27 protein-coding genes are annotated in these 26,580 nt (G+C 68.6%); 12 read left to right on the plus strand and 15 right to left on the minus strand.

Annotated elements, in window-relative coordinates; all coding sequences use genetic code 11:
• Nucleotides 1-223 precede the first annotated feature (223 nt).
• Nucleotides 224-577: an RNA recognition motif domain-containing protein gene (locus EZ242_RS01410; protein ID WP_135283320.1), complete on the minus strand. Its 354-nt coding sequence runs from the start codon at nt 575-577 to the stop codon at nt 224-226.
• A 202-nt stretch (nt 578-779) separates the two neighbouring features.
• The gene (locus tag EZ242_RS01415) at nt 780-1,073 is read right to left on the minus strand and encodes an RNA recognition motif domain-containing protein (RefSeq protein WP_135283321.1); all 294 of its coding nucleotides are present in this window, start codon (nt 1,071-1,073) and stop codon (nt 780-782) included.
• A 375-nt stretch (nt 1,074-1,448) separates the two neighbouring features.
• Here EZ242_RS01415 and EZ242_RS01420 point away from each other — a divergent pair, with 375 nt between their 5' ends.
• Nucleotides 1,449-2,972, plus strand: coding sequence for a TIGR04222 domain-containing membrane protein (locus EZ242_RS01420; protein WP_135283322.1), 1,524 nt, complete (start codon nt 1,449-1,451; stop codon nt 2,970-2,972).
• Nucleotides 2,973-3,106: 134 nt separating this feature from the next.
• Here the strand turns inward: EZ242_RS01420 and EZ242_RS01425 are convergent, their stop codons facing one another.
• Together EZ242_RS01425 and EZ242_RS01430 are read right to left on the minus strand one after the other, a co-directional pair.
• Nucleotides 3,107-3,754 (minus strand): ATP-dependent DNA ligase, encoded by a 648-nt coding sequence (locus EZ242_RS01425; protein WP_135283323.1) that lies wholly within the window; start codon nt 3,752-3,754, stop codon nt 3,107-3,109.
• A 175-nt stretch (nt 3,755-3,929) separates the two neighbouring features.
• Nucleotides 3,930-4,946 (minus strand): J domain-containing protein, encoded by a 1,017-nt coding sequence (locus EZ242_RS01430; RefSeq protein WP_135283324.1) that lies wholly within the window; start codon nt 4,944-4,946, stop codon nt 3,930-3,932.
• Nucleotides 4,947-5,024: 78 nt separating this feature from the next.
• Here EZ242_RS01430 and EZ242_RS01435 point away from each other — a divergent pair, with 78 nt between their 5' ends.
• Nucleotides 5,025-5,717, plus strand: a complete 693-nt coding sequence (locus EZ242_RS01435; RefSeq protein ID WP_135283325.1) for a YceH family protein — start codon at nt 5,025-5,027, stop codon at nt 5,715-5,717.
• 74 nt (nt 5,718-5,791) lie between these two features.
• Here the strand turns inward: EZ242_RS01435 and EZ242_RS01440 are convergent, their stop codons facing one another.
• Nucleotides 5,792-6,625, minus strand: a complete 834-nt coding sequence (locus EZ242_RS01440) for an aldo/keto reductase (RefSeq protein WP_135283326.1) — start codon at nt 6,623-6,625, stop codon at nt 5,792-5,794.
• Between the two features lie 400 nt (nt 6,626-7,025).
• Between EZ242_RS01440 and EZ242_RS01445 the strand changes: the two genes are divergently transcribed.
• On the plus strand, nt 7,026-7,910 hold the full coding sequence (locus EZ242_RS01445; protein WP_135283327.1) for a hypothetical protein: 885 nt from the start codon (nt 7,026-7,028) through the stop codon (nt 7,908-7,910).
• Nucleotides 7,911-8,580: 670 nt separating this feature from the next.
• Here the strand turns inward: EZ242_RS01445 and EZ242_RS01450 are convergent.
• From EZ242_RS01450 to EZ242_RS01475, 6 genes are read right to left on the minus strand one after another with little or no spacing between them, the layout of a single operon-like run.
• Nucleotides 8,581-9,402: an SDR family oxidoreductase gene (locus EZ242_RS01450; protein ID WP_135283328.1), complete on the minus strand. Its 822-nt coding sequence runs from the start codon at nt 9,400-9,402 to the stop codon at nt 8,581-8,583.
• Nucleotides 9,399-11,027 carry a long-chain-fatty-acid--CoA ligase gene (locus EZ242_RS01455; protein WP_205960574.1) on the minus strand — a complete coding sequence of 543 codons (1,629 nt, stop codon included), beginning with the start codon at nt 11,025-11,027 and terminating at the stop codon, nt 9,399-9,401. The genes EZ242_RS01450 and EZ242_RS01455 overlap by 4 nt, the downstream gene beginning before the upstream one ends.
• Before the next feature lie 14 nt (nt 11,028-11,041).
• The gene (locus tag EZ242_RS01460; protein WP_135283329.1) at nt 11,042-12,043 is read right to left on the minus strand and encodes a Bug family tripartite tricarboxylate transporter substrate binding protein; all 1,002 of its coding nucleotides are present in this window, start codon (nt 12,041-12,043) and stop codon (nt 11,042-11,044) included.
• A 16-nt stretch (nt 12,044-12,059) separates the two neighbouring features.
• Nucleotides 12,060-12,698, minus strand: a complete 639-nt coding sequence (gene leuD / locus EZ242_RS01465; protein ID WP_135283955.1) for a 3-isopropylmalate dehydratase small subunit — start codon at nt 12,696-12,698, stop codon at nt 12,060-12,062.
• Nucleotides 12,699-12,703: 5 nt separating this feature from the next.
• Nucleotides 12,704-14,104 (minus strand): 3-isopropylmalate dehydratase large subunit, encoded by a 1,401-nt coding sequence (gene leuC / locus EZ242_RS01470; RefSeq protein ID WP_135283330.1) that lies wholly within the window; start codon nt 14,102-14,104, stop codon nt 12,704-12,706.
• Complete coding sequence (locus EZ242_RS01475; RefSeq protein WP_135283331.1) at nt 14,101-14,985, minus strand: isocitrate lyase/PEP mutase family protein; 885 nt, start codon at nt 14,983-14,985, stop codon at nt 14,101-14,103. The genes leuC and EZ242_RS01475 overlap by 4 nt, the downstream gene beginning before the upstream one ends.
• Before the next feature lie 60 nt (nt 14,986-15,045).
• On the opposite strand from EZ242_RS01475, the gene EZ242_RS01480 reads away from it, so the two are divergent.
• From EZ242_RS01480 to EZ242_RS21890, 3 genes are all read left to right on the plus strand, one after another.
• The gene (locus EZ242_RS01480) at nt 15,046-15,918 is read left to right on the plus strand and encodes a GntR family transcriptional regulator (RefSeq protein ID WP_205960575.1); all 873 of its coding nucleotides are present in this window, start codon (nt 15,046-15,048) and stop codon (nt 15,916-15,918) included.
• A gap of 76 nt (nt 15,919-15,994) precedes the next feature.
• A complete protein-coding gene (locus tag EZ242_RS01485) occupies nt 15,995-16,732 on the plus strand; it encodes a Sua5/YciO/YrdC/YwlC family protein (protein WP_135283332.1) in 738 nt (245 codons plus the stop codon).
• Between the two features lie 109 nt (nt 16,733-16,841).
• A complete protein-coding gene (locus EZ242_RS21890) occupies nt 16,842-17,027 on the plus strand; it encodes a hypothetical protein (protein ID WP_167784602.1) in 186 nt (61 codons plus the stop codon).
• A gap of 74 nt (nt 17,028-17,101) precedes the next feature.
• Here EZ242_RS21890 and EZ242_RS01490 read toward each other — a convergent pair whose 3' ends face one another.
• The gene (locus EZ242_RS01490) at nt 17,102-17,590 is read right to left on the minus strand and encodes a NuoB/complex I 20 kDa subunit family protein (protein WP_135283333.1); all 489 of its coding nucleotides are present in this window, start codon (nt 17,588-17,590) and stop codon (nt 17,102-17,104) included.
• A gap of 9 nt (nt 17,591-17,599) precedes the next feature.
• Nucleotides 17,600-18,415 (minus strand): helix-turn-helix transcriptional regulator, encoded by an 816-nt coding sequence (locus EZ242_RS01495; RefSeq protein WP_167784603.1) that lies wholly within the window; start codon nt 18,413-18,415, stop codon nt 17,600-17,602.
• A 166-nt stretch (nt 18,416-18,581) separates the two neighbouring features.
• Here EZ242_RS01495 and EZ242_RS01500 point away from each other — a divergent pair, with 166 nt between their 5' ends.
• Nucleotides 18,582-18,893 carry an ATPase with chaperone activity gene (locus EZ242_RS01500; RefSeq protein WP_135283335.1) on the plus strand — a complete coding sequence of 104 codons (312 nt, stop codon included), beginning with the start codon at nt 18,582-18,584 and terminating at the stop codon, nt 18,891-18,893.
• Between the two features lie 380 nt (nt 18,894-19,273).
• Here EZ242_RS01500 and EZ242_RS01505 read toward each other — a convergent pair whose 3' ends face one another.
• Nucleotides 19,274-20,122 carry a GNAT family N-acetyltransferase gene (locus EZ242_RS01505; RefSeq protein WP_135283336.1) on the minus strand — a complete coding sequence of 283 codons (849 nt, stop codon included), beginning with the start codon at nt 20,120-20,122 and terminating at the stop codon, nt 19,274-19,276.
• A gap of 129 nt (nt 20,123-20,251) precedes the next feature.
• Between EZ242_RS01505 and EZ242_RS01510 the strand changes: the two genes are divergently transcribed.
• The 5 genes from EZ242_RS01510 (at nt 20,252) to EZ242_RS01530 (ending at nt 25,285) form a co-directional block, all read left to right on the plus strand.
• Nucleotides 20,252-20,902 carry a TetR/AcrR family transcriptional regulator gene (locus EZ242_RS01510; protein WP_135283337.1) on the plus strand — a complete coding sequence of 217 codons (651 nt, stop codon included), beginning with the start codon at nt 20,252-20,254 and terminating at the stop codon, nt 20,900-20,902.
• Nucleotides 20,903-20,984: 82 nt separating this feature from the next.
• Complete coding sequence (locus tag EZ242_RS01515) at nt 20,985-21,968, plus strand: tripartite tricarboxylate transporter substrate binding protein (protein WP_135283338.1); 984 nt, start codon at nt 20,985-20,987, stop codon at nt 21,966-21,968.
• A gap of 67 nt (nt 21,969-22,035) precedes the next feature.
• The gene (locus EZ242_RS01520; RefSeq protein WP_135283339.1) at nt 22,036-23,211 is read left to right on the plus strand and encodes a Gfo/Idh/MocA family protein; all 1,176 of its coding nucleotides are present in this window, start codon (nt 22,036-22,038) and stop codon (nt 23,209-23,211) included.
• 11 nt (nt 23,212-23,222) lie between these two features.
• The gene (locus EZ242_RS01525) at nt 23,223-24,410 is read left to right on the plus strand and encodes a dihydrodipicolinate synthase family protein (protein WP_135283340.1); all 1,188 of its coding nucleotides are present in this window, start codon (nt 23,223-23,225) and stop codon (nt 24,408-24,410) included.
• Entirely contained in the window at nt 24,407-25,285 is an 879-nt protein-coding gene (locus EZ242_RS01530; RefSeq protein WP_135283341.1) for a sugar phosphate isomerase/epimerase family protein, read from the plus strand. Before EZ242_RS01525 ends, EZ242_RS01530 begins: the two co-directional genes overlap by 4 nt.
• 80 nt (nt 25,286-25,365) lie before the next feature.
• Here EZ242_RS01530 and pcaF read toward each other — a convergent pair whose 3' ends face one another.
• On the minus strand, nt 25,366-26,568 hold the full coding sequence (gene pcaF / locus EZ242_RS01535; RefSeq protein WP_135283342.1) for a 3-oxoadipyl-CoA thiolase: 1,203 nt from the start codon (nt 26,566-26,568) through the stop codon (nt 25,366-25,368).
• Between the last annotated feature and the right edge of the window lie 12 nt (nt 26,569-26,580).

The raw sequence follows: 26,580 nt of genomic DNA on the forward strand, positions 1-26,580 counted from the left end.
AGGTGTGAATGAATCTACTGCGCGGCCCGATCTGGCGCCTGCGCTTCTCGCCGTACGCTTGTACGGCTGCGATGCTCCGCACCACCTCGGGCCGCTCGCTACGATTCCTTCACACCTTCTGAGCCAAGGCGAGGCCGCCTTGCTGGCCTTGGGCCCCGGAGCGGGGCTCGGGTCCAGGCGAAAAAAAACCGGCTGAGCCGGTTTCTTGCTGGAGCGACTGGGCTCAGTACCGGCCACCGCCGTAGCCGCCGTTGCCATAGCCGACGTCCGCGCGCTTGGCGGCCCTGAAGCCGTCCGCGCCGTACCCACCAGCGCCACCACGGCCGTCTTCACGCGGGCGGGCCAGGTTCACGGTGATCGAGCGTCCATCGACGGACATGCCGTCCAGCGCCTTGATGGCAGCCTGGGCGACTTCCGCAGAGGCCATTTCGACGAAACCGAAGCCCTTGGAGCGGCCGGTGTCACGGTCCATCATGACCTTGGCGGAGGAAACGCCGCCGAACTCGGCAAAGTTGCTTTCCAGCGTGGCGTCGGTGACGGAGTAGGGCAGGTTGCCCACGTAGATCTTGGTGCTCATGAAACGAGCCTTTCTAAAAAGGGGGCGCGCAGTAGTGCGCACCGGAGGCGGGTGAGGCGGACCGGAGTCGGGCGCCTGGACGCGGGGAATGGATCTGCACCGGGCAGACCCTCGGTGCAGCGGATGCAGCAGTTTTGTCTGCATCCAGGTCTTGCGACCATCGCGCGAAGCACGCCCTTGCGGACTGCGCTTGCGGCAAGGATCAGTAGCGATTGCCGCCGTAGCCGCCCGAGCGGGGAGCACGCGCTTCCATCGGCTTGGCGACGTTCACGACCATGTCGCGGCCGCCCAGGTCCCGGCCATGCAGGCCCTGGATGGCGGCAGTGGCTTCGGCCGGGGTGCCCATCTCCACGAAGCCAAAGCCCTTGGACCGGCCGCTGTCGCGGTCCATGACCACCTTGGCGCTGCTGACCGTTCCGAACTCAGCGAAGGTGCGCTGCATGTCGTCGTCGGTGAAGGAGTAGGGCAGGTTGCCCACGTAAAGCCTGTTTTCCATGATGTCTCCATTCAGGAAGGTGCCGCGCAGCAACATGCCGCGCGGTGCACAACGCCAGAGAACATCGAGAGGGATTCAGACAACGACGCGGCGGGTTGGTCCCGCCGGAGGGAGAAAGTAATGCCTTGAAGAGCGACGATCTGTTCAACGTCTAGCAGCGCGCAGGTTACCACGTTATGCGCTTGCGTGCGAAGCGACCTTGCGCATCGCGTGGTCGCGTCGAGGCTGTTGCGGTCGGCGCGATCTGTGCTTTGGCCAGGCGCGAGGCTCCCTTCCATTCGGGTTTCCACAGGTGTGGGAAGGCACACTTCCAGGTTCCGTACGGCATTTCTACAGTGCATCCGACTGGCGGACTTCACGTCAGAGGAGAGCAGCATGAGCCTTGAAGATGCGGTGGCCAGGCACGCGGCGGAGCAGCCTACTTCGAGCGGCGCCATCCTGGCCCGCCTGGACGCTTGGAGCTTCACGCCTGTCGGCGCGGCAGTGCGCTTCGAGGAGAAACTCGCGCGCGAACAGGGCTGGACACTCGGAAAGGCCATGCAGGTCATCCACGAGTACCGGCGCTTTCTGATGCTGACGCAGGTGGCGAGTCAACCCGTGTGCCCGTCGAAAGACGTAGATGCCGCTTGGCATCTTCACCTGATGCAGACGCGCGAGTACAGGTCCTTCTGCATCGAGGTGCTGGGCCGGTTCCTGCACCATGAACCTTCCCGCGAGGGGCCGCAGGAGTTTGCCCGCCACCGCGACATGTACATCTACACGCTGGAGGCTTACCGTGCCACGTTTGGAGAGACGCCGGATCCGGGCATCTGGCCATCTGCGCAACAGCGGTTCTCCGCTGACGGCGATCGTCTGCCCGACAGGGAGGGGTGGGCGCTGGGTCCGGTGATGGCGAGTGCCTGGGTGCGCGCTCCCGCGATTGTGCTGGCAGTGGTACTCCTTGCCGTAGTCAGCGCGAGCCTGCTGGCGCAGGTGCTGCCCTCGCTGGGCGCATGGCCGAGCCTCGGGCTCTACCTGCTGTTCGTGCTGCTAGGTGTGCTGCTGTTCAAGGATGTGCATACACAGGATGCGGGCGCCCCAATGCCCGTGGACGCCTTCGAGACGGCTTATCTTGCCGGCGGGCAGAGCCGGGCCTTGGCTGCCGCAGTGGGCGGGCTGATTGCACGCGGGGTTTTTCGCTTGGAACCTCAGAGAGACGCCAAGAAGTACACGCTAACAGGTGGGGTGTTGGTCAGGCAGGACGGTCCCGCAGTGGCAGGCCCGCTAGAGCCACTGGAAGCAGCGGTGATCGGCGCCACTAGCGCAGGTCCCGTCGATGTGAAGGCGCTCGCACAGTCGGTTCAACAGTCACTGAAGCAGCTTGCGGCGCGTCTGGTCGAGGCTCGTTTGATCACGGCGCCAGACACGCTCAGCCCCGCGCGAGTATGGCTTTCCGTTTGGCTCCTGGGATTGTGTGCTCTTGGGTGGGCCGCATTCTTCGCGGTTCCAAAGGGCGGCTCGCCCTTCGCGATGGTGCTGTTCGGCAAGGCCCTTGTGTTCACGCTGCTGGCGATCATTGGTCTCAGTGCGCCCAGGCAGGAGCCAACCGGTGCCGGGCGAGCCGCGCTCGCATCCTTCACCGATCGGATGGCTTCGCTCAAGGCGCTGCTGAACGACCCGCGTGCCGCGGCGGAAGGCAAGGGTGCCGTGGTGCCGCGCCTGCCCGCCTCCGTGGGTTCCGCGCCCGCAGTCTCCCTGGCGGTAGCGCTGTTCGGGAGTGCGGCGTTGATGATGGACCCTCGCTACGCTGGATTCAACTTCCTGTTCGAAGGTGATGCTCACGTCGTCACAGGGGACTCTGGAAGCACCGGCGGGTGCGAGGCGGGTGGTGGCTGCGGCGGCTGTGGCGGATGCGGCTGAGTCATTGCGCTGGATTTCACCAGCAAAGAGCGATGCGCTCGGCACCCTCGGCCGCACCTTTGGTCGCGGAATGATGGCGGTTTCTGAGGTGCCGCATTTACCGATCAGGCGATCAGAACCCCCAAGGTCGCCCTCTATTCCGCCCCGGGGCGCTTGATCTTGCGCCAGTCGTCGGAACGCAGGCCTGGGCGATAGGGGCTGTCCCGCCGTTTGGCCACGACACATTCCATCTCGAACCCCATGCCGCCTGCATCCTTGGGCACGGTCATCGATTGAAGGAGGTCGGCGTCGGCAGGCAAGCTTGGGACGAAGAGCAGCGCTGGCTTCGGGTCGTCAATGAGCGCGATGAGCTCCCGCAGCAGCTCTTTGCGGCGCGTGAGCGGCAGGTGCATGGTGGGCCGGCCGTTGCAGACGGGGAGGTCGAAGCAGCACAGGGTCACGGCAGGTGCTCCAGGAACCCGCCCCATGCGCCTGGCCCGGCGTTGCAGTTGGCGCAAGTCGCTCGTGCCGTCCCTTCGAAGGACACAAGCTTCGCCATCGATGACATGCGGCCCACCGGGCAGGAGGTCCAGGTCGCGCACGATCTCGGGGTACCACGCGGTGCACTCTTGTCCCGCGTCTGTCAGCAGGCGCACGCGGGTGCCAGGGTTGCGCATCTGCCGCCACAGCGGCTCGTCGCTGCTGGCGTCGACCGCGGCCATGCACCGGTAGCCGCCGAACTTTGGCTCGTAGATCCAGTCGGGCGAGCTGAAGGGTGCGAACAGCTGCTCGGCCGGGCGCATGGGCGATGGGATGGAAATCACACGGGCAGCATAAGCCCAGGCTGCAGACTGGCGGATGGACGCCTCGAACCGCCTCGCCCGTGCCGACGCCGCGAGCGACGGCAGCTTCCGGCCAGGGCGCCGAGGCACGACGCTGGGTGAGGGCGGCCCTCGACCCAAAGGCAGGCGTCACGGCTCACCGCTTGCGTTGCGCGCGCAGCCAGCCCTTGGTCGCCGCCACGTCCAGCAATGACTTGATCTGGCGGCGCAGGATCTGCACTTCGCCGCGCAGTGTCTGCGCCTGCGACGATATGAGCCGGTCGGCCTTGTGCGGCTGCATGCCGGAGCCCGGCGCAAGTCCCGTGGCTGCACGAAACTGCGCCTCGAGCCGGCGCGTCTGCGACTGCAGTTCCGACAGTTGCTCCTGCAGGACCTGGGCGTAGTGCTGCAGCCGCCCCCGGTCCGCGGCAGCCAGGTGCCCGGCGTCCACCTGCTCGGCCTGCAATTGCAGCTCCAGCAGCGCCAGCAGGTTTCCCTGGTCGTACGCCTGGTTGGCCTGCTGCATCAGCGCTGTCTTGCGTTCACGTTCCTGCACATCCCGCTCGCGATCCGGGTGCAGAGCGCTCGCGAGCCGCCGGTACACGGCGCGAACGGATTGCGAGACCTCCTGCGTGGCCTGCGTGCGCCGCTTCAGTGCAGCGGCTGCGCGTCGCTTCGCAGCATGCTGCTGTCTTCGAGCGGCGGCCGCCGAGGCCTGCTGCTCCCAGTCCTGCTCCTGGTCCTGCTCCTGGTCCTCCAGTGCCTGTTCACCCGGTGCGCCTGCGTCCAGCGCTTGCGACGGCACGGGAGGCGAATCCTCCCCATGCCGGCTCAGGAGTGCCGCGATTCCCTCATCGTTCCCCACAGCCAGCAGCGCCTTGGCGACATCCCGAATCATCTCGTCGAGTTGCTGCCTTTCAGCCCGCGTGAACTCCGGCTGCACGCTGGCATGGTCGAGGGCGAACACCCATTGCCGCCAGGCCGCATCCAGCTCCCGGTGGAGTGGCTCGATGGCGGCGCGCAAGCGCTGGAGCCTCGCCTCCCAATCGCCGAGTGCGGCACGCCAGTGCTGGACGTCTCTCACCAGGTCGTTGAAGCGGGCCTGATGCTGCGCCAGCACGGGGTCCGCCGGATGAAGCTGGATCTGCAGCGACTGGAGAGCAGGGATCGACATGCGGGGATTGTCGCGGGGGCGCAGGGGCGCAGCGGCCGTGCGCACGGTACATTGCGCGGTCGATCCCGGCAACCTCCGATGTCCACCCTTCGCGCACTCTCCCCATCTGAAATCCGCGTCCTCGGCGTGTTGTCCGAGAAGCAACGCACGGTGCCCGACAGCTATCCCCTGACGGTCAACGCCCTTGTCTCCGGGTGCAACCAGAAGACGAGCCGCAACCCCGTCATGGACCTGTCGGACGCCCAGGCGCAGGCGAGCCTGGACAGCCTCAAGGCCCTCAGCCTCGTGACCGAAACGAGTGGCGGACGCGTCTACCGGTACGGGCACAACCTCGACGGCGTCCTGCGGATTCCCTCGCAGTCGATCGCGCTGCTAACCGTGTTGATGCTCCGCGGCCCGCAAACGCCGGGCGAACTCCGGATCGCGTCGGAGCGCATGCACAACTTCGCCGACATCTCGTCCGTCGAAGCCTTCCTGGAGGAGCTGGCCGAGCGCCCCGCCGGTGCACTCGTGCGCAAGCTTGCGAGGCTTCCCGGCGCACGCGAAAGCCGATGGACCCACCTGCTCGGCGGTGAGCCGGCGGACGACGAATCTGCGGGCCCCACCGAAGCCGGTGCCTCCGAAGACCTCTCGCTGGGCGAGGTCGCGGCCCTGAAGGCCCATGTGGCGCGACTGGAGGCCGAGCTCGCGCAGGTGAAGGCGCTCCTGGGCCGTGTCTGCGCCGAGCTGGGGATCGGTGGCGGTGAGGGCCCGCCCACCGGAAACAGTTGATGGCGGCTGCTTCCGGGGCCGGAAGCAGATGTCTCAGCTAGCTGCGGTCATTGAGTACTTGGCCAACTCGCGACTCAGATCATCTCGAGTGGAGAGGCTCGTGTCGGCGGCGGGAAGAGCGCGTCGAGTTCCTGCAGCTGCGCTGTCGTCAACCGGTGCTCGAGCGACCGGGCATTCTCCTCGAGCCGCGTACGGTTCCCCGTCTTGGGTATCGCGATCACGTCGTCACGGGCCAGCAGCCACGCAATGGCCACCTGCGCGGGTGTCATCCCATGGCGCTTGGCGAACTCCACCAGCCCGCGCCGCCGCAGCAGCCGGCCCTCTTCGAGTGGCGAGTAGGCCATCACGGGAATGCGGCGCTCACGTAGCCATGGCAGCAGGTCCCATTCGATACCGCGCCGGCTGAGGTTGTAGAGAACCTGGTCGGTCTGCACCGCCGCGCCGGCAGGCACATCGTACAAGTCGCGCATGAGCGCAGTGTCGAGATTGCTCACACCCCAGTGCCGGATCTTGCCGGCGCGCCGCAGCGCTTCGAAGGCTTCCACCGTCTCCGCCAGCGGCACGGCGCCCTGCCAGTGCAGCAGGTACAGGTCGATCGCGTCAACGCGCAAACGGTTCAGGCTGTTGTCGCAGGAGATGGGCATGGAGCGGCGCGACGCGTTGTGCGGATAGACCTTGCTCACGATGAACACTTCATCGCGCCGGCCTTCTATCGCCTCCCCGACAAGTGCCTCCGCGCGACCTTCCCCATACATCTCGGCGGTATCGATCAGCGTCATGCCCAGGTCGATGCCGCGGCGTATAGAGGCGATTTCTTCCCGGCGGCGGGCAGGGTCGTCGCCGAGGTGCCAAGTACCCTGGCCGAGGGCCGCAACGGCTTCGCCACAGGGAAGCGTCACATGTTTCATGACGCACAGTATGACCGGCCCTGGTCGGTGTGGATGGAAAGCTGGGAAGGCAGACCTCAGGGTGCCTGTCCAGCTCGGCTCGCGTGGCGTGCGAGGAAGGTCAACGGCTCCTTCGGCTCCTAGCTGTGCGGCCAGACCAGGCCAGGGGAAGACTGCAAGCGAAGGTTCGAGCACTCGCGTGCGAACCGAATCCGTGCAGAAAGCGCAGGCCGACGGCCAAGCTCTGTGGATCGGCACGCAGTCGATGAAGACAATCAGCCCGACGTGGGGCCCTTCTGACGGCGCTTCCTCTTCGCTTCCTATCCCGCCTGGGGCGCTCGCGCACCAGGATCGTGGGTTATTTGCGGTTCGATCCTCATCCGGACGAGCGGACCCGTCCCAACATCCAAAAGGAAGCGCCATGTCCACCCCCTACCAAGATGAAGAAGTCCAAGGAGGTCTCACGGCCGCCGCAGTTGCCCAGCAAGGCAGTCGCGTTTCATGGGGTGGCGTCTGGAGTGGCTTGCTGGTGGCCATCGGGGTCTTCCTGCTGCTCACCGTGCTGGGGCTCGCCATCGGCATTTCTGCCGCGGACGTGGGGCCCGGTGAGGACCTCAACGCCAGGAGCCTGGGCATCGGGGCAGCGGTGTGGAGTGGCTTGACGCTGCTGATCGCGCTGTTCATCGGCGGCTTCGTCGCGACGAGCACCGGAATGGTGTACGACCGCACCAACGGAATGATCGAAGGCGTGCTGGTGTGGGTGCTGACCCTCCTCCTGCTGATCTACATGGCCAGCAGCGGGATCAGCATGTTGACGAGCGGTGTCTTGGGTGCGCTCGGAAGCGTCACCCGGGGCGCGGCATCGGCGGCGGCGACCGGGTTCGACGCAGCCCAATTGAGCAGCGGCGACGTCGACCAGGTCATCTCGCGCTTGCGGAACCCGCAGACCGTCGAGATGGTCGCGACGGCAACCGGGTTGCCGCAATCCGAGGCGCAAAGCACCTTGTCCAACATTGCCCAGCGGATCGAAAGCGTGCGCAATGACCCGGCCCAGGCGGCCGCGGAAGCGCGCAGGGGCGCACAGGAAATTGCCTCCATGGTTGCGGCCCGGGCGGAACGGGCCGCGGCGCAGGCGCAGCCCTATGCGTCGGCATCGATGTGGAGCACCTTGCTGGCGCTGGTGCTCGCGCTGGCTGCGGCCGTCGTGGGGGCCATGGCAGGGCGCAAGCGCGTGGCCCGTCGACTCACGGACGTTGCCGTGTCCTCCGCGGCCGCAGACACGCGCACCGTGCCGCCTCGGGTCTAGCCTCCGGCGGGTGAGCGGCTCAGCGGCGGCGGTAAGCGCCTCTCGACGCCACGCTGCTCCTTGCTGCCCCTCGCACCAGGCGCACTTCGGCATTCATCCATCAAGCGCAGGGAAGCCTGCACGCCGTAAGCCGTGCCGTCCAGGAAAGCGTCGCGCTCGACGAGGGCGGTCATGCAGCACAGCGTACAGCAGGAGGGAAGCCTTCGAACAGCCGGCCGCCAGGGAACCCTTCAACCCCGCAGCGCCGCGCGTGGTGCGCGAAGTGGTCGCCAAGGCAGCCGGCGATGAAGCTCGATGGCTCATGAGGCGGCGAACTGGAGCGCCTGAATTCCGCGAGTCACAAACGGTGCCGGGCCCGTCGATACGGCTGCTTCGGGGCCAGGAGCGGCCGTTGATCCGGTGCGAGCGTCATGCAGCGCACGACCCAGCGGCCGGTGCAGTTCGAGATCAGGCATTCACCTAGCGCGAACGGGATCTCGAAATAGCTCGTGAACGGGCACGAGGTCGCGTTCTGCGTCGACCGGCGGCTTCGTGTAAACGAGTGGTCACCGATTCGGACGCCACCAGGAGGTTGTGGTCGTCCTTCGACCCTCGCGCAAGCGTCTCGGCGGCAATCATCTCGTTGGCGCCCGGCTTGCCTTCGAACCACGGGCCTGCGAGGATCTGGGTATCACGTCCTCCGGAGCGAATCGAGCAGCATCGCCCCGAACGGCAGCGAGCCGAGGTTGCTCTGGCCGCCGTCGATGGCAATCGTGGTGCCGTGGATGTAGGCGGCGGCGCCGCTGGCCAGGAACAGCGCCAGGTCCGCGATCTCGTCGCGTTGAGCCGCGCGGCCCAGCGGTATGCCCTCGCGCATGCGCTCCCAGCTGGTGTCGCCACCCGGCGCCAGTCGCGCGAACCCCTCGGTATCCGCCACCGGCCCCGGCGAGATCGCGTTGCATCGGATCCCGAGCGGTCCCCACTCGATGGCCAGGGTACGCACCAGGTGCTCGATGCCCGCCTTGGCTGCGCCCACATGCGATTGGGCGGCCGTCGGCATGCTCGCCTGCACGGCGGAGATCGCCATCACGTGGGCGCCCGGCTTGCGCAGGTGCGGGAAGGATGCGCGGAACAGGTGGAAGCTGCCCAGCAGGTCGATCTCGATCACCGTGCGGTACGCCTTGGCCGACATGCCCATGGCCTCCGCCACGAAGTTGCCGGCCGCACCGGCCAGCACGATGTCGATCGGTCCGCAGCGGTCCACACAGGCGTTTACCGTGGCCTGTAGCGCCTCCATGTCGCGTACGTCGGCGGACCAGCCGTGCGCATGGCCACCGGCGGCGGTGATGCCCTGCGCCGCCGCCTGGGCCTTCTCCAGGTTGCGCCCGATGATGTTCACCACGGCGCCCTGCGCGGCAAAGCGCTCGGCGATCCGCTGGCAGATGCCGCTGCCGGCCCCGGTGATCACCGCATGGCGGCCCTGCAGGATGTCGCGTGCGAAAACGTCCTTCATGCGGCCCCCTTCGATGCATGGCCGGCGTACTGCTGCCGCAGCACGGTCTTGAGCACCTTGCCGGTCGGCCCGTGCGGCAAGGCGTCGACGAATTCCACCGTCTCGGGCAGCCACCACCTGGCCACGCGCGGGCGCAGGTGCTCCAGCACGTCCTCGGCGCGGAGCTGCGCCCCGTCGCGCCGGACGCACACCAGCAAGGGGCGCTCGTCCCATTTGGGGTGCGGCAGGCCGATCACCGCCGCCTCCAGCACTGCGGGATGCGACATCGCCGCGTTCTCCAGGTCAATCGAGCTGATCCACTCTCCGCCCGACTTCACCATGTCCTTGGCCCGGTCGACGATCAGCATGTAGCCTTCGGGATCGATGGAGGCGATGTCGCCGGTGTCGAACCAGCCGTCGGCCCGCGCCGCCTGCAGGCCGCCCTGGTAGGCCTGTGCCACCCAGGGGCCTCGCACCAGCAGCCGCCCCGCGGCCCGGCCGTCGCGGGGGAGTTCGCGCCCGCTCTCGTCCTCGATGCGCATTTCCACGCCGAAGACTTCGCGGCCTTGCCGGGTCTTCAGGCGGATGCGTTCGTCCGGTGTCAGCGCCTCATGCCGGCGGGTCGGCTGGTTGATCGCCGCGACGGGGCTGGTCTCCGTCATGCCCCAGCCATGGATCACCGCCACGCCGTGCTCCTGCTCGAAGGCGCGCACCATCGCCTCGCCGGCGGCAGCGCCCCCGATGACGGTCTTGCGCAACGAGGTGAACTTCAGCCCGTTGGCGCGCAGGTGCTGCAGCAGCCCGAGCCAGATGGTCGGCACGCCCGCGGCCATCGTCACGCCCTCGGACTCGCACAGCTCGTAGATGCTCCTGCCGTCCAGCGCCGGCCCAGGCAGGACCATCTTCGCGCCCACCATCGGCAGCGTGAAGGGCAGGCCCCAGGCATTGACGTGGAACATCGGCACCACCGGCATGACCGTGTCGCGCGCCGACAGGTCCAGGGAATCGGGCAGCGCGCTGGCATAGGCATGCAGCACCGTGGAGCGCGGCGTGTAGCCCACACCCTTGGGATCGCCGGTCGTGCCGGAGGTGTAGCAAAGGCCGCAGGTCGCGTTCTCGTCCACGGCGGGCCAGTCCATGTCCGCGCCTGGCACGCGGGCCAGCAGTGCCTCGTAATCCAGCACCTCGGGCAAAGGCGCCGCCGCGGCGGGGCCGGGGCTGAGCTGCACGAAGGCCTGGACAGTGCGCAGCTGGGGAGCGACTGCTGCAACGAGCGGTGCGAACGTGCCGTCGAAGCACAGCACGCGGTCACCGGCGTGGTTGCAGATCCAGGCCAGCTGGTCGCCCGCCAGGCGCGGGTTGATGGTGTGGATCACCGCGCCGAGGCCCGCGGTGCCGTAGTACAGCTCCAGGTGGCGGTGGGTGTTCCACGCGAGCGTGGCCACCTTGTCGCCCGGGCTGACGCCCAGCTCGTCGCGCAGCGCCCGCGCCACGCGGCAGGCGCGGGCGTAGGCTTCGGCGTAGGTGCTGCGGTGGATGTCGCCCTCCACCCGCCTGGAGACGATCTCCGCGCCCGGGTGGTTGCGGGCGGCGTGGCGCAGCAGGTCGATGACCCGCAGCGGCATGGGCATGGGTTTGCCGTCCATGGTGCTCCCCGCGTTCAGTCCAGCTTCAGGCTGGCCTGCTGGATCAGCTTGCGCCACTTTTCCAAGTCCTGCTCGTAGACCTCGCGCACCTGCGCGCCGTCCTGGTACGCGACCACCATGCCGGTCGCTTCGAGGCTCTTCACGACGGCGGGATCCGTGATCACCGACCGCAGCGCCGATGCCAGGCGCGCGGACACCGGCGCCGGCAGCCCCTTGGGGGCCAGGATCCCGGAGATGTACCGGGTGCCCAGCGAGGGATATCCAAGCTCCGCGAAGGTCGGCACCGAGGGCAGCCCCGGCAGGCGCTCGCGCGAGGTCACGGCCAGGGCCTTCAGACGCCCCGACGCGATGTGCGGGGCCGTGGCGGGCAGCGAGAAGAAGCCGGCATGGACCACGCCGGAGATCAGGTCCGTCATCGCGGGGCTGGAGCCTTTGTACGCCACGTGCACGGCGTTCAGGCCGGTCTCCACCTTCATCAGTTCGGCGGCCAGGTGCGGGATGCTGCCGATGCCGGCGGAGGCATAGGACAGGCCCGCCGGCCGGGTCTTCGAGTGCGCCACCAGCTCGCGCAGGTCCTTGGCCGGCACCTGGGGGTTGGCCACCAGCACCATCGGCAGCTCGCCGAATCCCGCGAGGTAGCTGAAGTCGGCGGGACCGTAACCCAGCTTGCGATAGGACGGGGCCACTGAAATGGCGCCGTTGTCGGCCAGGTAGAGGGTGTGCCCGTCGGCCGGTGCGTTGGCCGCCAGCTGCGCGGCGATGGTGCCGCCGGCGCCGGGGCGGTGGTCCAGCACGACCGGCACCCCGAGCAGGCGCTCCAGGCCCTGCGCGATCGGCCGGCCCACGCCGTCGCCGCCGCCCCCGGGCGGGTACGGAATGATCATCTTGATCGGCTGCTGCGGCCACGCGGCCGCCTGGGCGAGCGCCAGCTGCGGCACGAGGGCGCCGCCGGCCATCGCCGCCAGCAGGGTGCGGCGGCGGATGCGGCCTGCGTTCTTGGGTGGGGACGTGTGCATGGTTGTCTCCTTGGCTTCAAGTGGAAGGGTGGGGCGCGTCGGCCGGCACGGGCGGCCAGGCCCAGGGCCGGCCCAGCCGGTCCTGGGCCTGCCACGCCCGGATCTGGTCCAGGTGCTTCAGCGTCGAGGCGATGTCGTCCTCGCCGTGAAGCAGTGCCTGCCGCCGCAGCGGGTCGACAGTGAACGGCAATACCTGCCCGGCCGGCGTGCGGAGCGTGCACTCCTGCAGGTCCACCGTGAAGGCACCGCCACCAGCCGCCTCGGCGGCCAGCTGCTGGATGTCCTGGAGCGGCAGGCAAATCGGCAACAGGCCGTTCTGGAAGCAGTTGTTGAAGAAGATGTCGCCGAAGCTGGGCGCCACCACGCAGCGGATGCCACGGGCACGCAGGGCGTGCACCGCGCCCTCGCGCGAGGAGCCGCAGCCGAAGTTGGGACCGGCCAGCAGGATGGGCGCCTCGCGGAACGCAGGCTGGTTCAGCACGAAGTCAGGTGCGGGGCTTCCATCGGCCGCGTAGCGCAGCGCCTCGAAGGCGTAGGGGCCCAGGCCCTCCGCCGGCGGCGTGGTCAGCCGCTCGATGCGGATGATCACGTCGGTGTCGACATTGGCGAGCATCAGCGGGGCCGCGGGTCCCACCAGCACGGTCAGCGGTTCCAGCGCGCTCATGCCAGGCTCCTGAGGTCCGAGATGCAGCCGGACACGGCCGCGGCCGCCGCCATGGCCGGACTGGCCAGGTGGGTGCGCGCGCCCGGCCCCTGCCGGCCGACGAAGTTGCGGTTGGAGGTGGAGACGCAGCGCTGGCCCGGAGGCACCTGCTCGCCGTTGGCGGCCACGCACATGCTGCACCCCGGTTCACGCCACTGGAAGCCGGCCTCGACGAAGATGCGGTCCAGGCCCTCGGCCTCGGCCGCCCGCTTCACCTCCAGCGACCCCGGCACCACCCAGGCGGTCACCGAGTCGGGCACGTGCCGCCCGCGTGCCACTTGGGCGGCCGCCCGCAGGTCGGACAGCCGCGAGTTGGCGCAGGAGCCGATGAAGACCCAGTCCACCGGCGTGCCGGCGATGCGCTGGCCGGGCTGCAGGCCCATGTAGCGCAGCGCGTCCTCCAGCGCGGGCCGCTCGCCTGCCGGCACGGCACCGGGCTCGGGCACCCGCCCGTCCACGGGGATGGCCTGCTCCGGGCTGGTTCCCCAGGTGATGGTGGGCACCACCTGCGAGGCGTCGATCTCCACGTTGCAGTCGAAGGCCGCGTCCGCATCCGTGCGCAGCGTGCGCCAGGATGGCAACGCCGCCTCGAAGGCCGCACCGCGGGGCGCGTAGGGGCGGCCCCGCAGGTAGGCGATGGTGGCTTCGTCCGGCGCGATCAGGCCGTAGCGGGCGCCGAGCTCCACCGACAGGTTGCACAGGGTGAGGCGGCCCTCGATGTCCATGGCATCGATCACGGGCCCGGCGAACTCCACGCAGTAGCCGGCGCCCGCCGATGCGCCCAGCTGCCGGATCGTGTGCAGGGCCAGGTCCTTGGCGGTCACGCCGGGCGCGAGCGCGCCGCTGTAGCGCACCCGCATCTGGGGCGGCTTGCGTTGCCGCACCGTCTGGGTCGCCAGCGCGTGCGCGCCTTCCGAAGTCCCGACGCCGAAGGCGAGGGCGCCGAGACCGCCGTTGGTGCAGGTGTGGCTGTCGCCGCAGATGACGGTGAGGCCGGGCAGCACCAGGCCCAGTTCCGGCGCCATCACGTGGACGATGCCCTGGCCGGACTGGTCGACGTCGAACAGGCGGATGCGGCGCGCTGCACATTCCTCGGTCAGGGTCCTCCAAAGATGCGCTCCCGCGGCATACGTCTGGCCGGTGCGGCCGGGCACCGTGGAGATCGCGTGGTCGGGCGTCGCGAACGCGAGCTCCGGGTTGGCCACCGCGCAGCCGCGTCGCGACAGCTCGCCCAGCATCACCGGGCCGGACAGGTCGTGCAGGAGGTGGCGGTCGATGTGCAGCAGCGCCCATCCGTCGCCGAGGTCACGCACCACGTGCGCGTCCCAGAGCTTGTCGAAAAGCGTGTGTCCGTTCATTGCCCGTTCTCCCCCGCCAGTGGTTGCCGCAGTGCGTTCCAGGCGTCCATGCCGAAGCGGCGGAACACGTCCTGCACGCTGCTGCGGCTGGCGGCGACCTGGCGCGTGCCGTGAAGGGCTGCCAGTGCGGCGTCGCCGGCCTCGAGGAAAGCCGTCATCAGCACGCTCGGCAGGATCGTCATGCGATAGCCCATTTCCTCTGCCTGGCGGAGGTCGGCGACCGGCGTGCGGCCGCCCTGGACCACATTGAGCAGGCAGGGCCCGTGGACGGCGCGCGGCACCTCGGCCGCTTCCTGGGCGCTCTGCGTGGCCTCAACGAACGCCATGTCGGCGCCGGCATCCAGGGCGGCGTTGGCGCGCCAGACTGCTTCGTCGAACCCGTCCGTGGCCCGGGCGTCGGTACGCGCGATCAGCAGGAAGTCCGGATCGCGGCGGGCTGCGACTGCGGCCCGGATCTTTGCCAGAAACTCGGAGCGGGACACGACCTCCTTGCCAGCAAGGTGACCGCAGCGCTTCGGGGCTACCTGGTCCTCGAGGTGCAGCCCCGCCGCACCGGCTGCTTCGTAGTCCTGCACCGTGCGCGTGACGTTCAGCTCGTTGCCGTAGCCGGTGTCCGCGTCGGCGATCACCGGCAGCCGGGTGGAGCGGGCCAGCACGCGAACCGCGTCGGCCATTTCGACCACGCCCAGCAGCCCCAGGTCGGGGTAGCCGCGTGCCAGCGAAACGCCGGCGCCAGTCATGTACACCGCCTCGAAGCCCGCCTCCTCGACGATGCGGGCGCCGATGGCATCGAACGCACCCGGCGCGACCAGCATCGCCGGCCGCCGGAGCAGGGCGCGCAACCGGGCGCGGGGAGGTTCATGGCTTGGGATCGAGGTCATGTTGTTATATCGTAAGGACATCATGTGGTGCTGTCAACGGCGTTTGTTACGCTCCGCTTCATGACTACCACCCGCCGTGACGCGTCCCCCGGGCGTGCCCCCTCCGTCCACCCCCTGGCCGCCGCCGACGCGGAACTGCCGCTGCCGCGCGTCCCGGGAACCTCGCTGCACCGGCAGCTGTTCCTCGTGCTGCGCGACCGTATCGTCAGCGGCGAACTGCCCACTGGGGCGGCGCTGCCCAAGGAGGAGGCGCTGTGCCAGCAGTTCGGCGTGTCGCGGATCACCGTGCGCCGCGCGCTCGGCGACCTCGCTGCCCTGGGCCTGGTCGAACGGCGGCATGGCCTGGGCACGTTCGTGCGGGGGAGCGGGCGCGTGGCGCGGCCGCAGCCGACGCTGAGCTTCGTCGATGAACTCCGGCGGCTGGGCGCGCAAACCGAGGTGGAAGTGCTCGCGTTCGCGAAGGAGCCCCCGCCGGCGCAGGTCGCCTCGCTCCTGGCGCTCGCAGCGGGCGAGCCGGCACTCCATGCCTTGCGCCTGCGCAGTGTCAAATCCACCCCGCTGATGCTCACCGACGCCTGGGTGCCGGCCGCTGCGGCGAAGGGAATCACGCGCGCCGCCCTGGGCAAGAAGGCCATGTACGAGCTGCTGCTGCAGCACGGCGTGCGTTTGGGCCGGGTCGTGCAGGAAATCAGTGCGGAAATCGCGTCGCCGAGGCTCGCGCAGGCGCTGGCCACCGAGCCGGGCGCTCCGCTGATCCGGCTGGTGAGGCTGCTGCATGACACCCAGGGCAAGCCGGTGCAACACCTGACGGTGCACATGAGCGCGGAGCGCAGCCGCATCCTGATGGAAGTGAAGGCCGACGCCGTCAACACGCTGAACGCGGGGTTGGTGGTGCACGACGCCCTGCTGGCGTCCGGCGCGGCGCCCTCCTGATGACCCGCGGAAGTATGGGCTTGTCAGAACGTCATGTGTTTATTAAACTATAAACACATCACCACAGAGGCTTCCCATGACCACTCCCACCCTGCAGAGCGACGCCCGCCGCGTCATGGACATCGTCCGGCGCGGCGGCATCGCGCTGGTCCCCAACGACACCGGCTACGCCTTCTGCGGCTCCTCGCTCGCGCCGCTGCGCACCATCTTCGACAACAAGCGGCGTGGCGACCACAAGCGCAACGCGATGGCCGCCGACCTGGAGACCCAGCGCGAGCTGCACACGCTCAGCCCGCGGGCGCAGGAGATGGTCGAGGCGCTGGTGCTGGATCATGACCTCCCTATCGCGGTGGTGGGCAGCTTCCGGGAGGACCACCCGCTGATGCGCAAGCTGGAGCCCGACTTGCTGCGCGCCAGTTCGGCGGCAGGCACCGTCGCCCTTCTGCTCAATGCCGGCACCTTCCATGCCGAGCTCACCCGGCTCAGCCGCGAGGAGGTCGTTCCGCTTCTGGGGTCGTCGGCCAACTACTCCGGCACCGGCACCCGCTTCCGCGTGGAGGACATCCCGGAGGAACTGCGCCGCATCGCCGACATCACGATCGACCATGGCCTGCGCCGCGGACACCTGTACCGCCGGGCCGGCACCATCATCAACTTCAACACCCTGCAGGTGATCCGCATCGGTGCCTACTACGAACTCATTTCCGACGTGTTGAAGCGCTACTTCGACGTGGACCTGCCGCCGGACCCGGGCATGGAGGCACTGCCCTCCGGGCACCTGAACGAGTTCGCGTTGAAGGGGCCGGCTGCTTAGCGTCGCTCCGATCGACCAGTGGCCGCTTCGCGGTCCTGACGCTTCTTGCCGGCGGCCAGTACCCGACGGCGCCTTTCGTCCTGCACTTCTGCGTTGACGAAACGCGGTCGTGCCGCGCTCCGCGCTCGCCGCGCCGTGGATCGAAGGCCGTCCGGCTGCTCGAGGTGAGCCCTTGCGCCTGTCCCGCACGATCCGCGTGTTCTGGCGGGCGGACGTCCATCGCACGCCCTTGATGGACGAATTCGTCCTCGCCATGAAGGAGCGGTACGTGCGCGGGCGACAAGCGCGGCGCTGAAGGCGCACCGTGCGTGTTGGCCCGCCCTGGTAGCACGCGGGGCCGCTGAGAACCGGAGGATCAAAGTGCCGGGCTCACCCGCGGTGGAACACCGTCGTGCGCTTGATTTTCCGTTGAAGTTGAAGCACGCCATAGAGCAGCGCCTCGGGCGTGGGTGGACAGCCGGGCACGTAGACGTCCACCGGAATGATCCGGTCGCAACCGCGGACGACCGAATAGGCATAGTGGTAGTACCCACCGCCGTTCGCGCAGGAACCCATGGATAGCACATACCGCGGCTCGGCCATCTGATCGTAGATCTTGCGTATCGCCGGTGCCATCTTGTTGGTAAGCGTGCCCGCAACGATCATCAGGTCCGCCTGCCGGGGGCTCGCGCGCGGAATCATCCCAAACCGGTCGAAGTCGTACCGCGCTGCTGCCGTGTGCATCATCTCCACAGCACAGCACGCGAGTCCGAATGTGAGGTACCACAGGCTCCCGGCATGTGCGGATCGAATCGCATCCTCGACGGTGGTCAGTAGATAGCCGGCTTCGCCGGAATTCGCTCGCGCTGGCAATGTCATGCGCGCAGGCTAGTTCCTGGCGGATTCCACGTCTTGAAGAATCCGGACACGCGCCGGCTCGAGGGACCAGCTCTCCTTGCCTGCCAACATTGCGTTTCGGAGCTGACCAGGCGTGCTGTTCGTCAGTTCGCGGATCTCGCGCGTCATGTGGGCCTGGTCCGCGTATCCGGAATTGATCGATACGTCGGCCAGGCTGCCGTGCGGGTGCGTGCTCGCGAACTGCGAGACCGCGCGTTCCCACCGAGTGATCCGCAGCCATCTCGCTGGTGCGAGGCCCAGGATCTGCTGGAATCGGCGCCGGTACTGTCGTGAACTGAAGCCGCACGCCGCGGCCGCCGCTTCCAGACCGTGCGAGCGCAGCGCGTCCAGCGCGAGTGCCGGCGCGGTGGGTGGCGGTGCGCCCAAAGCCTGCCCCAATGCGGTCCACAGTTCGGTGCGTGCTGCGTGGTCCGCGGGAGTCCTTGCTACAGCATCCAGCGCTTGATGCACCCTGGGCTCGAGTGTCACGGGAACCACGCCGTCGGCGACGGACTCGGCATTCACGCGAAGCAATGGCCACAGTAGCCACGGCTGCATGACGAGGCTGGCAGACAGGAGCGCGCCTGGCGCGACCGTCTCGACCGAGCGCGAGAACGGCCCCGCGACAAACACGCGCGGCAGCGGGCGGCCTGCCCACTCGACGTCCCCTTCGCTGATCACGTTGATGCAGGCGTAGGAATTCGCCTGTATGCGTGCGCGAACCGCATGCTCCGCCTGGGCGCCGCCAATCCGACGGGCGAGGACGCAGAGGAACCACGGCCGCAAGTGTGCGGGCGCAGTCAACACATCTACTGAATGCTCTGGTGCACCTGCCGACAGCATCCATGCAGTTTACGGCCGCCGTACGCCTGCCCGAGCAAGCGAGTGAGGAGGGCTGCACGCCAGGCGTCTTGCGCACTTCAGCGGCTGCTGCGGTGAATCCGGGCGGTTGGCCCCGGTATCCTGCCCACCCATGAACGACGACCCCAATCAGATCGAAGTACCTCCTTCGTTCATCTCGCTCCACACCACTGCCTCCGGCCATCGCCTGCTGCAGCCCATGGCCTTCGTGCGCGAACGGTACGAGCTGTGCGAGGACCTGGCACAGCTGCTGACGGAGAAGGCGACGGCCATCCAGTCCGCGTCGGGGGAGCGGGAGGCGCAGGTGCTGCAGCAACTGCGCGCCACCTTGTCGGGCAGCGAATCGCCGGTGCAGCCGGCCGAAGCGGAATGGGTCATCGCGCGGCTGGCCGAACTTCTCGACTGGCCCGCGCCCGATGCGTGAGCCTGGGAACGTGGATGCTTCCAGTTCGCGAACGTCATCAATCGCGCGAGCGGATGCCCAGCCAGCGTGCCAGCCGGTCGCGCCAAATGTCGCGGCCGGCCTGACGATAGTCCCGCAGCCATCCGCGGGTCGGCGGCACGCGGCGCACCTGGTGGGGCCAAGCCGGCGGCGGCGCTCGCGGGAAACCAGGGACGTGATGGCCACCCCAACCAGCAGTACCACGGCGAACCAAGGCAGCTGTTCGCTTGCACGCTCGACGAAGGCACTTGAGAGGATCTCTGGCACGGGAGTTAAGACCAGCCGAGCGGGTTGCTCGCCGATTGGGCTCGCTCAACTAAGCACTTCGCGCGGCTGCCTTCGGCCAGCCGCGGGCATCAAGATCAACCGAGTTCAAAGCTCGTGACCCCGTACATGCCGTGCATCGGCACGCCGGGCGCTCGGCCTGTGTACATGCGGGCCGTCTCGAACACCGGTTCCATGTGGTGGCGCCGTGCCAAGGCCAGGGCGGCCGGGTTCGCCTGCGGCAGGTCGAGGTAGATCGGCTCCTGCGCGCCGGTCATGGAACCCAAGGCGAGGAACAGGCTTTCGGCAATGTGCTCCTTCTCCGCGAAGAGGGGGCCGATCTTCCATCCGGCGCGGCAGCGTCGCACCAGGCCGTAGCCCTGCAAGCGGCCGTCCTCCATCCAGGCGCGTCCCGCGGCGTCGGGCTGCGCAAGCCATGCCTGAAGGTAGGCTGTGCGCACGGCGGGGAAGTACGCCCTGTCGAAGGCGCAGACGGTTTCGAACGGCACGAGGGCGAGATCGACCACCCGCGCATCCTCGGGCGCAAGCGTTCCCCCGCGGCCCTCGAAGCGAATGTTGCGCCAGGCCAGCTCGAACCCCGACTTGCGGTAGTTGGCCTGTTGCGCGACAACGCCGTCCAGTCCGACTTGGCGACCGGCGGCCGAGGCCATCCCGTGCTGCCACAGCGCAGAGCCGAATCCCTGGCCGCGCCATGGCGGCCGCACGATGTAGAGGCCCAGGAAAGCAAACGCAGGCCCATGCTTGACCACCGAGATCGAGGCCACCGGCTCGCCCCGCAGCACGCCCACGAAGAACCCGTGCGGGTCGGCGACTGGATAGGTCTCGGCGTCGTGGAGGCCCGGATTCCAGCCTTCCAGTGCCGCCCACTCGATCGCCAGCGCAACCTCGTCCGGGCGCATGGTCCGGGTGATGTATCCCGCTTCCATGCCCGCATCGTACGCCTGCTCGCTGCGCCGCCCCCAGCAGCGGACATCCGCTACGAGCCGACCCCGCATCTGCCGCGTGCACTCACGGTCGGTCTGTAGCAATTCCCTGTTTGGTGAATAGAATGCCGTATGAGTCCATCGGTCTTCCCTGGCGGCGAGGAGCGGGTGCGGGATGCGGACCGCTCCCAAGCCAGCATCCTCGCGGCGGCGCGTGACGAGTTCGCCGAGTTCGGCCTTGGGGGTGCGCGCATGGAGCGCATCGCGGAACGCTGCGGCCTCAACAAGCGCCTCATCTACTACTACTTCCAGGACAAGGATGCGCTGTTCGGTGCCGTGCTGGAGCATGCCTACCGCGAGATCCGCAGCGCCGAGCAGGCCTTGAACCTGCTGGAGCTTCCGCCTGAACAGGCGCTGCGCCGGCTGGTCGAGTTCACCTGGGAATACTACCTGGCGCACCCCGAGTTCCTCACCTTGCTCAACAGCGCCAACCTGCACAAGGGTCGGCACCTGTCCGGATCGGAGCGGGCGCGCGAGGTGAACACGCCGCTCGTGGACACCTTGGGTCAGATCCTCGAGCGAGGCCGCGGCGCGGGCGTCTTCCGTGGCGGTGTGGACCCGGTGCAGCTCTACGTGAGCATCGCCGGCATGGCGTACTTCTACCTGTCCAACAACTACACCCTGTCGGCCATCTTCGGGCGCGACCTGCGCAGCCGCAAGGCGCTGAGCGAGCGGCTTGGCCACATGACCGAGGTGATCCTCGGGTATGTCCTGAGAAATTGAAAACTTCCGCGTGCTTGCGCATTCGACCGGTCTTCCTAGAATTCACCGCGGCGTTAATTAAAAGCCCATTACTGGAGACACCATGCACCCCACCCGTCGCGCCTTCTCCCTCGCCTTGGCCAGCCTTTGTCTGGCCGCTCCGATCGCCGCACTGGCCCAGGGCGGTGCCTATCCGAGCCGGCCGGTCAAGGTGATCGTGCCCTTCCCGGCCGGCAGCACCACGGACATCATCGCCCGGGCCATCACCGACAAGCTCGGCCAGAGCATGGGCCAGCCTTTCGTGGTGGAAAACCGCGGGGGCGCGAGCGGCACCGTCGGCCAGGCCGCCGTGGCGCAGTCGGCGCCCGATGGTTACACCATCATGGTCCACAGCTCCTCGCACACGGTGAGCCCGTCCACCTTCGCCAAGCTGCCATTCGACACGCTGACCGACTTCGCGCCCATCACGCCGATCTCGAGCACGCCGAACGTGCTGGTGATGTCCCCGTCCAAGAACATCCGCACGCTGCAGGAATTGCTGGCCGCGGCGAGGGCCAAGCCCGGGTCCATGAACTTCGCCTCGGCCGGGCAGGGCAGTGCCACGCACCTGAACGCCGAGAAGTTCAAGATGGCCGCGAAGATCGAGGCCACCAACATCCCGTTCAAGGGCTCGGCCGAGGCCGTCAACGAAGTGATGGCAGGCCGCGTGGACTACTACTTCTCGCCCATTGCCCCGGTGATCGGCCAGATCCGTGCCGGTCAGCTCGTGCCGCTGGCAGTGGGCTCGCCCAAGCGCGCCTCCGCCTTGCCCGACGTGCCCACCACGGCCGAGGCCGGCGTGCCCGGCTCGGAATTCAACTTCTGGATCGGCATGTTCGCGCCGGCCAAGACGCCGCGCGAGATCGTGAACCGCCTGCATTCCGAGGTGGTGAAGGCCTTGGACACGCCCGAGGTCAAGGAGCGCTTCCGGACCTTGGGCGCCGACGCCTGGACCCTCCCGCCGGAGCAGTTCGACACGTACGTCCGCGACGAGATCAAGTCCAACGCGCAGCTGGTCAAGGCCGCGGGCCTGGCCGTGCAGAACTGAGCGCGCGCCTTTCCCTTCCGCCTTTCTTTCAACCTCGAAAACGCCGCTCGCGCGGCGTGAGCGTCCCATGCCCACACATCGTCTCGGAATCATCATGCACGGCGTCACCGGACGCATGGGCATGAACCAGCACCTGATCCGGTCCATCCTCGCCATCCGCGCGCAGGGGGGCGTTGCCCTGTCCAACGGTGACCGCGTCATGCCGGATCCCATCCTGATCGGCCGCAACGCCGAGAAGATGGAGGCCCTTGCACGCGCGCACAAGATCGAGCGCTGGGGCACCGACCTGGACCGCGCCCTCGCCAACGACGAGGACACCGTGTTCTTCGATGCCGGCACCACCCAGATGCGTCCGCAGCTGCTGGCCAAGGCCATCCGCGCCGGCAAGCACGTCTATTGCGAAAAGCCCATCGCCACGAACCTCAACGAGGCCGTCGAGATCGCCCGGCTGGCGCAGGAAGCGTCCGAAACGCGGGGCATCAAGCATGGCGCGGTGCAGGACAAGCTGTTCCTGCCGGGGCTGCGCAAGCTGGACATGCTGCGTCGCGCGGGCTTCTTCGGCCGCATGCTCTCGCTGCGGCTGGAGTTCGGCTATTGGGTGTTCGAAGGGGACCTGCAGCCGATCCAGAGGCCGAGCTGGAACTACCGCAGCGAAGATGGCGGTGGAATGATCCTCGACATGATGTGCCACTGGCGCTACGTGCTGGACAATCTGTTCGGCGAGGTGAAGTCGATCTCCTGCCTCGGCACCACGCACATCCCCGAGCGCTGGGACGAGGCGGGCCGGCCCTACAAGGCGACCGCGGACGACGCGGCCTATGCCATGGCCGAACTCGTGGGCCACCAAGGCGAGCCGGTGATCGCGCAACTCAATATGTCCTGGGCCACGCGCGTGCGCCGGGACGACCTGGTCACCTTCCACGTGGACGGCACCCACGGATCGGCCGTGGCGGGCCTCACCGACTGCCGCGCGCAAAGCCGCGTCACCACCCCGCGCCCGGTCTGGAACCCCGACGTGCGCCAGACCATGAACTTCTACGAGCAGTGGCAGGAGGTGCCGGACACGCAGTTTTACGACAACGGCTTCAAGATCCAGTGGGAGCACTTCATCCGCCACGTGGTGGAGGACGCACCGTACAAGTGGACGCTGCCCGAAGGCGCCAAGGGCGTGCAGCTGGTCGAGGCCGCGCTGCAAAGCTGGCAGGAGCGCCGCTGGATCGACGTGCCGCCGCTGTCGGTGTGAACGGAGCATCGATGAGCCAGGCCCTGAAGCTGCCCACCAGTGCCGGAGCGCTGGAAACCTACCGATTGAGCGGGGCCACGCCGGTGCAAGCCGCCGGCGGCACCGGCTTCAATCGCATCGCCTATTCGGCCGCGCACGTGGTGTCCGATCCCATGGCGGCGGGTGATCCGTGGCTGCAGGCGTGCATCGACTGGGATGCGACCATCGCCTATCGGCGGCGCCTGTGGTCGCTGGGCCTGGGCGTGGCCGAGGCCATGGACACGGCGCAGCGCGGCATGGGCCTGGACTGGCCGACCTCGCTGGAGCTGATCGCCCGCTCGATCGACGCCGCGCGGGACGTGCCGGGGGCGCTGGTCGCCAGTGGCTGCGGCACCGACCACCTCCCACCCGAGAACGCGCGCAGCGTCGATGACGTGGTCCGCGCGTACGAAGAGCAGATGGCCGCGATCGAGAAGCTCGGCGGCCGGCTGATCGTGATGGCCAGCCGCGCCCTCGCGCGCGTGGCCAGGGGGCCCGAGGACTACCTGCGCGTGTACGGCCGCATCCTCTCGCAGGCGCGCGAGCCGGTCATCCTGCACTGGCTGGGCGAGATGTTCGACCCGGCCCTGGCCGGCTACTGGGGCACGAGCGACGTGGATCGGGCCATGGAGACGGCCCTGCAGGTCATCGCGGCGAATCCGTCGAAGGTCGACGGCATCAAGATCTCGCTCCTGGACAAGGACAAGGAGATCGCCATGCGCCGGCGCCTGCCCGCCGGCGTGCGCATGTACACGGGCGACGACTTCAACTATGCCGAGCTGATCGCGGGGGACGGCTGGGGGACCGAGCCGACCCACGGCCGCAGCGACGCGCTGCTGGGCATCTTCGATGCCATCGCTCCGGCGGCCAGTGCGGCGCTCGGCGAACTGGCCCGAGGCAACCTGGACCGCTTCCACGAGATCCTGGGACCCACCGTGCCCTTGTCGCGCCACATCTTCGCGGCGCCCACCCGCTTCTACAAGACGGGGGTGGTCTTCATGGCCTGGCTCAATGGCCACCAGGACCACTTCACCATGGTGGGCGGCCAGCAGAGCGCGCGCAGCCTGCCGCACCTGAGCCAGCTGTTCCGCCTGGCGGATGCGGCGCGCCTGCTCGAGCAACCCGAGCTGGCGGTGCGCCGGATGCGATCCTTGCTGGCCGTGCACGGGGTCGACGCATGAGGGACTTCTCGCAGGACCACCGCTGGCTGTCCATCAACACGGCCACCGTCCGCCGCAGCCGCGGCCAGGAGGTGCCGCTGCCGCAGATCCTGGATGCCTGCGCGCAGCGCGGCATCCGCGCGATCTCGCCATGGCGCGACCAGGTGCAGGCCGCCGGGCTGGCCCAGGTCTCGCGCATGGTCCGCTCGCACGGGCTGTCGCTCTCCGGCTATTGCCGTGGCGGCATGTTCACCGCGGCCGACGAGGCGGGGCTCAAGGCGGCGGACGAGGACAACCTTCGCGCGCTGGAGGAGGCCTGCGAGCTGCGTGCCGCCTGCCTGGTGCTGGTGGTTGGCGGTCTGCCCGGCGCGCTCTCGGGCCGCGCCGCGCACAAGGACATCGGGCTGGCACGCGAACAGATCCGTGACGGCATCGGCCGCCTGCTCGAACGCGCCCGCGCGGCCGGCATGCCGCTGGCCATCGAGCCGCTGCACCCCATGTACGCCGCGGACCGCGCCAGCGTCAACACGATGGAGCAGGCGCTGGACCTCTGCGACGCCCTGGACCCGCAGTGCACCGGCGCTCTCGGGGTCGCGGTGGACGTCTATCACACCTGGTGGGACCCCAAGCTGCAGCAGCAGATCGAGCGCGCCGGCCGCGAGCGCGTGCTCGCCTTCCATGTCTGCGACTGGCTGATCCGCACGCGCGACCTGCTCAATGACCGCGGCATGATGGGCGACGGCGTCATCGACATCCCCCGCATCCGCGGCTGGGTCGAGGCCCAGGGTTTCGAGGGTTACAGCGAAGTCGAGATCTTCTCGGCCGAGGATTGGTGGCAGCGGGACATGGGCGAGGTCCTGGACGCCTGCATCGCTCGGCATCGCAGCGCGGTCTGAGTGCCTGGCAGCGTTCCGAAAGTCCCCCAACGGCGCACCGACACCATCCGCCAGCCGCCGCGTACCCAGGGCCCCCGCGTTCAAACCCGCTCGAGCAGCACCGCAATTCCCTGGCCCACGCCGATGCACATCGTGCACAGCGCATACCGCCCGCCCGTGCGGTGCAAGTGATTGACTGCCGTCGTCGCCAGCCGCGCCCCCGACGCACCCAGTGGATGCCCCAGCGCGATGGCGCCCCCGTTCGGGTTCACGCGCGGGTCGTCGTCCTGCAGGCCCAGCAGCCGCAACACCGCCAGTCCCTGCGCGGCAAAGGCCTCGTTCAACTCGATGACGTCGATCCGGTCCAGGGTCACGCCGGTCAGCGCCAGCAGCTTCTGGGTGGCCGGCGCGGGGCCGATGCCCATGATGCGCGGCGCGACGCCGGCGGTGGCCATGCCGACCACGCGGGCGCGCGGTGTGAGGCCGTTTCGTGCGGCCGTGGCCTCGTCCGCCACGAGCAGCGCGCAGGCGCCGTCGTTGACGCCGCTGGCGTTGCCCGCGGTCACCGTGCCCTCGGGGCGGACCACGCCCTTGAGCCTGGCCAGTGCTTCCAGCGAGGTCTCGCGCGGGTGTTCGTCGGTGGCAACGACGAAGGATTCGCCCTTCTTTCGGGGAATGGTGACGGGCACGATCTCCTGCTCGAAGAAGCCGGCCTGCTGCGCCGCCACGGCCTTGCGCTGCGAGGCCAGCGCCATGCGGTCCTGCGCCTCGCGAGGGATGCCGTAGTCGGTCGCCACGTTCTCCGCCGTCTCGGGCATGGAGTCCACGCCGAAGCGCTCCTTCATCAGCCGGTTGACGAAGCGCCAGCCGATGGTGGTGTCTTGGACCGCATTGGCGCGCGAGAAGGCGCTTTCGGCCTTGGGCATCACGAAGGGCGCCCGGCTCATGCTCTCGACGCCGCCTGCGATCATCAGGCCCGCCTCGCCGGCGCGGATCGCGCGGGCCGCGGTGCCGAGTGCGTCCAGGCCGGAGCCACACAGGCGGTTGACGGTGCTGCCGGGCACCTCCAGCGGCAGGCCCGCGAGCAGGGCAGCCATTCGCGCGACGTTGCGGTTGTCCTCGCCGGCCTGGTTGGCGCAGCCGTAGATCACGTCGCTCACGGCCTGCCAGTCCACGCGCGGGTTGCGCGCCATCAGGGCCTGGATCGGGAGGGCGCCGAGGTCGTCGGCACGCACGGAAGACAGGGCGCCGCCGTAGCGGCCGAAGGGGGTGCGAACGGCGTCGCAGATGTAGGCGTGGGGCATGGGGGTTTCAGC

The sequence above is a fragment of the Ramlibacter rhizophilus genome, from assembly GCF_004681965.1.
Classification (GTDB): Bacteria; Pseudomonadota; Gammaproteobacteria; order Burkholderiales; family Burkholderiaceae_C; genus Ramlibacter; species Ramlibacter rhizophilus.

Excerpts from the sequence above, each read along its gene's own strand:
- EZ242_RS01410 (WP_135283320.1), bottom strand. The coding sequence starts at position 577 with ATGAGCACCAAGATCTACGTGGGCAACCTGCCCTACTCCGTCACCGAC.
- EZ242_RS01415 (WP_135283321.1), bottom strand. The coding sequence starts at position 1,073 with ATGGAAAACAGGCTTTACGTGGGCAACCTGCCCTACTCCTTCACCGAC.
- EZ242_RS01420 (WP_135283322.1), top strand. The coding sequence starts at position 1,449 with ATGAGCCTTGAAGATGCGGTGGCCAGGCACGCGGCGGAGCAGCCTACT.
- EZ242_RS01425 (WP_135283323.1), bottom strand. The coding sequence starts at position 3,754 with ATGCGCCCGGCCGAGCAGCTGTTCGCACCCTTCAGCTCGCCCGACTGG.
- EZ242_RS01430 (WP_135283324.1), bottom strand. The coding sequence starts at position 4,946 with ATGTCGATCCCTGCTCTCCAGTCGCTGCAGATCCAGCTTCATCCGGCG.
- EZ242_RS01435 (WP_135283325.1), top strand. The coding sequence starts at position 5,025 with ATGTCCACCCTTCGCGCACTCTCCCCATCTGAAATCCGCGTCCTCGGC.
- EZ242_RS01440 (WP_135283326.1), bottom strand. The coding sequence starts at position 6,625 with ATGAAACATGTGACGCTTCCCTGTGGCGAAGCCGTTGCGGCCCTCGGC.
- EZ242_RS01445 (WP_135283327.1), top strand. The coding sequence starts at position 7,026 with ATGTCCACCCCCTACCAAGATGAAGAAGTCCAAGGAGGTCTCACGGCC.
- EZ242_RS01450 (WP_135283328.1), bottom strand. The coding sequence starts at position 9,402 with ATGAAGGACGTTTTCGCACGCGACATCCTGCAGGGCCGCCATGCGGTG.
- EZ242_RS01455 (WP_205960574.1), bottom strand. The coding sequence starts at position 11,027 with ATGGACGGCAAACCCATGCCCATGCCGCTGCGGGTCATCGACCTGCTG.
- EZ242_RS01460 (WP_135283329.1), bottom strand. The coding sequence starts at position 12,043 with ATGCACACGTCCCCACCCAAGAACGCAGGCCGCATCCGCCGCCGCACC.
- leuC (WP_135283330.1), bottom strand. The coding sequence starts at position 14,104 with ATGAACGGACACACGCTTTTCGACAAGCTCTGGGACGCGCACGTGGTG.
- EZ242_RS01475 (WP_135283331.1), bottom strand. The coding sequence starts at position 14,985 with ATGACCTCGATCCCAAGCCATGAACCTCCCCGCGCCCGGTTGCGCGCC.
- EZ242_RS01480 (WP_205960575.1), top strand. The coding sequence starts at position 15,046 with ATGACTACCACCCGCCGTGACGCGTCCCCCGGGCGTGCCCCCTCCGTC.
- EZ242_RS01485 (WP_135283332.1), top strand. The coding sequence starts at position 15,995 with ATGACCACTCCCACCCTGCAGAGCGACGCCCGCCGCGTCATGGACATC.
- EZ242_RS01490 (WP_135283333.1), bottom strand. The coding sequence starts at position 17,590 with ATGACATTGCCAGCGCGAGCGAATTCCGGCGAAGCCGGCTATCTACTG.
- EZ242_RS01500 (WP_135283335.1), top strand. The coding sequence starts at position 18,582 with ATGAACGACGACCCCAATCAGATCGAAGTACCTCCTTCGTTCATCTCG.
- EZ242_RS01505 (WP_135283336.1), bottom strand. The coding sequence starts at position 20,122 with ATGGAAGCGGGATACATCACCCGGACCATGCGCCCGGACGAGGTTGCG.
- EZ242_RS01510 (WP_135283337.1), top strand. The coding sequence starts at position 20,252 with ATGAGTCCATCGGTCTTCCCTGGCGGCGAGGAGCGGGTGCGGGATGCG.
- EZ242_RS01515 (WP_135283338.1), top strand. The coding sequence starts at position 20,985 with ATGCACCCCACCCGTCGCGCCTTCTCCCTCGCCTTGGCCAGCCTTTGT.
- EZ242_RS01520 (WP_135283339.1), top strand. The coding sequence starts at position 22,036 with ATGCCCACACATCGTCTCGGAATCATCATGCACGGCGTCACCGGACGC.
- EZ242_RS01525 (WP_135283340.1), top strand. The coding sequence starts at position 23,223 with ATGAGCCAGGCCCTGAAGCTGCCCACCAGTGCCGGAGCGCTGGAAACC.
- EZ242_RS01530 (WP_135283341.1), top strand. The coding sequence starts at position 24,407 with ATGAGGGACTTCTCGCAGGACCACCGCTGGCTGTCCATCAACACGGCC.
- pcaF (WP_135283342.1), bottom strand. The coding sequence starts at position 26,568 with ATGCCCCACGCCTACATCTGCGACGCCGTTCGCACCCCCTTCGGCCGC.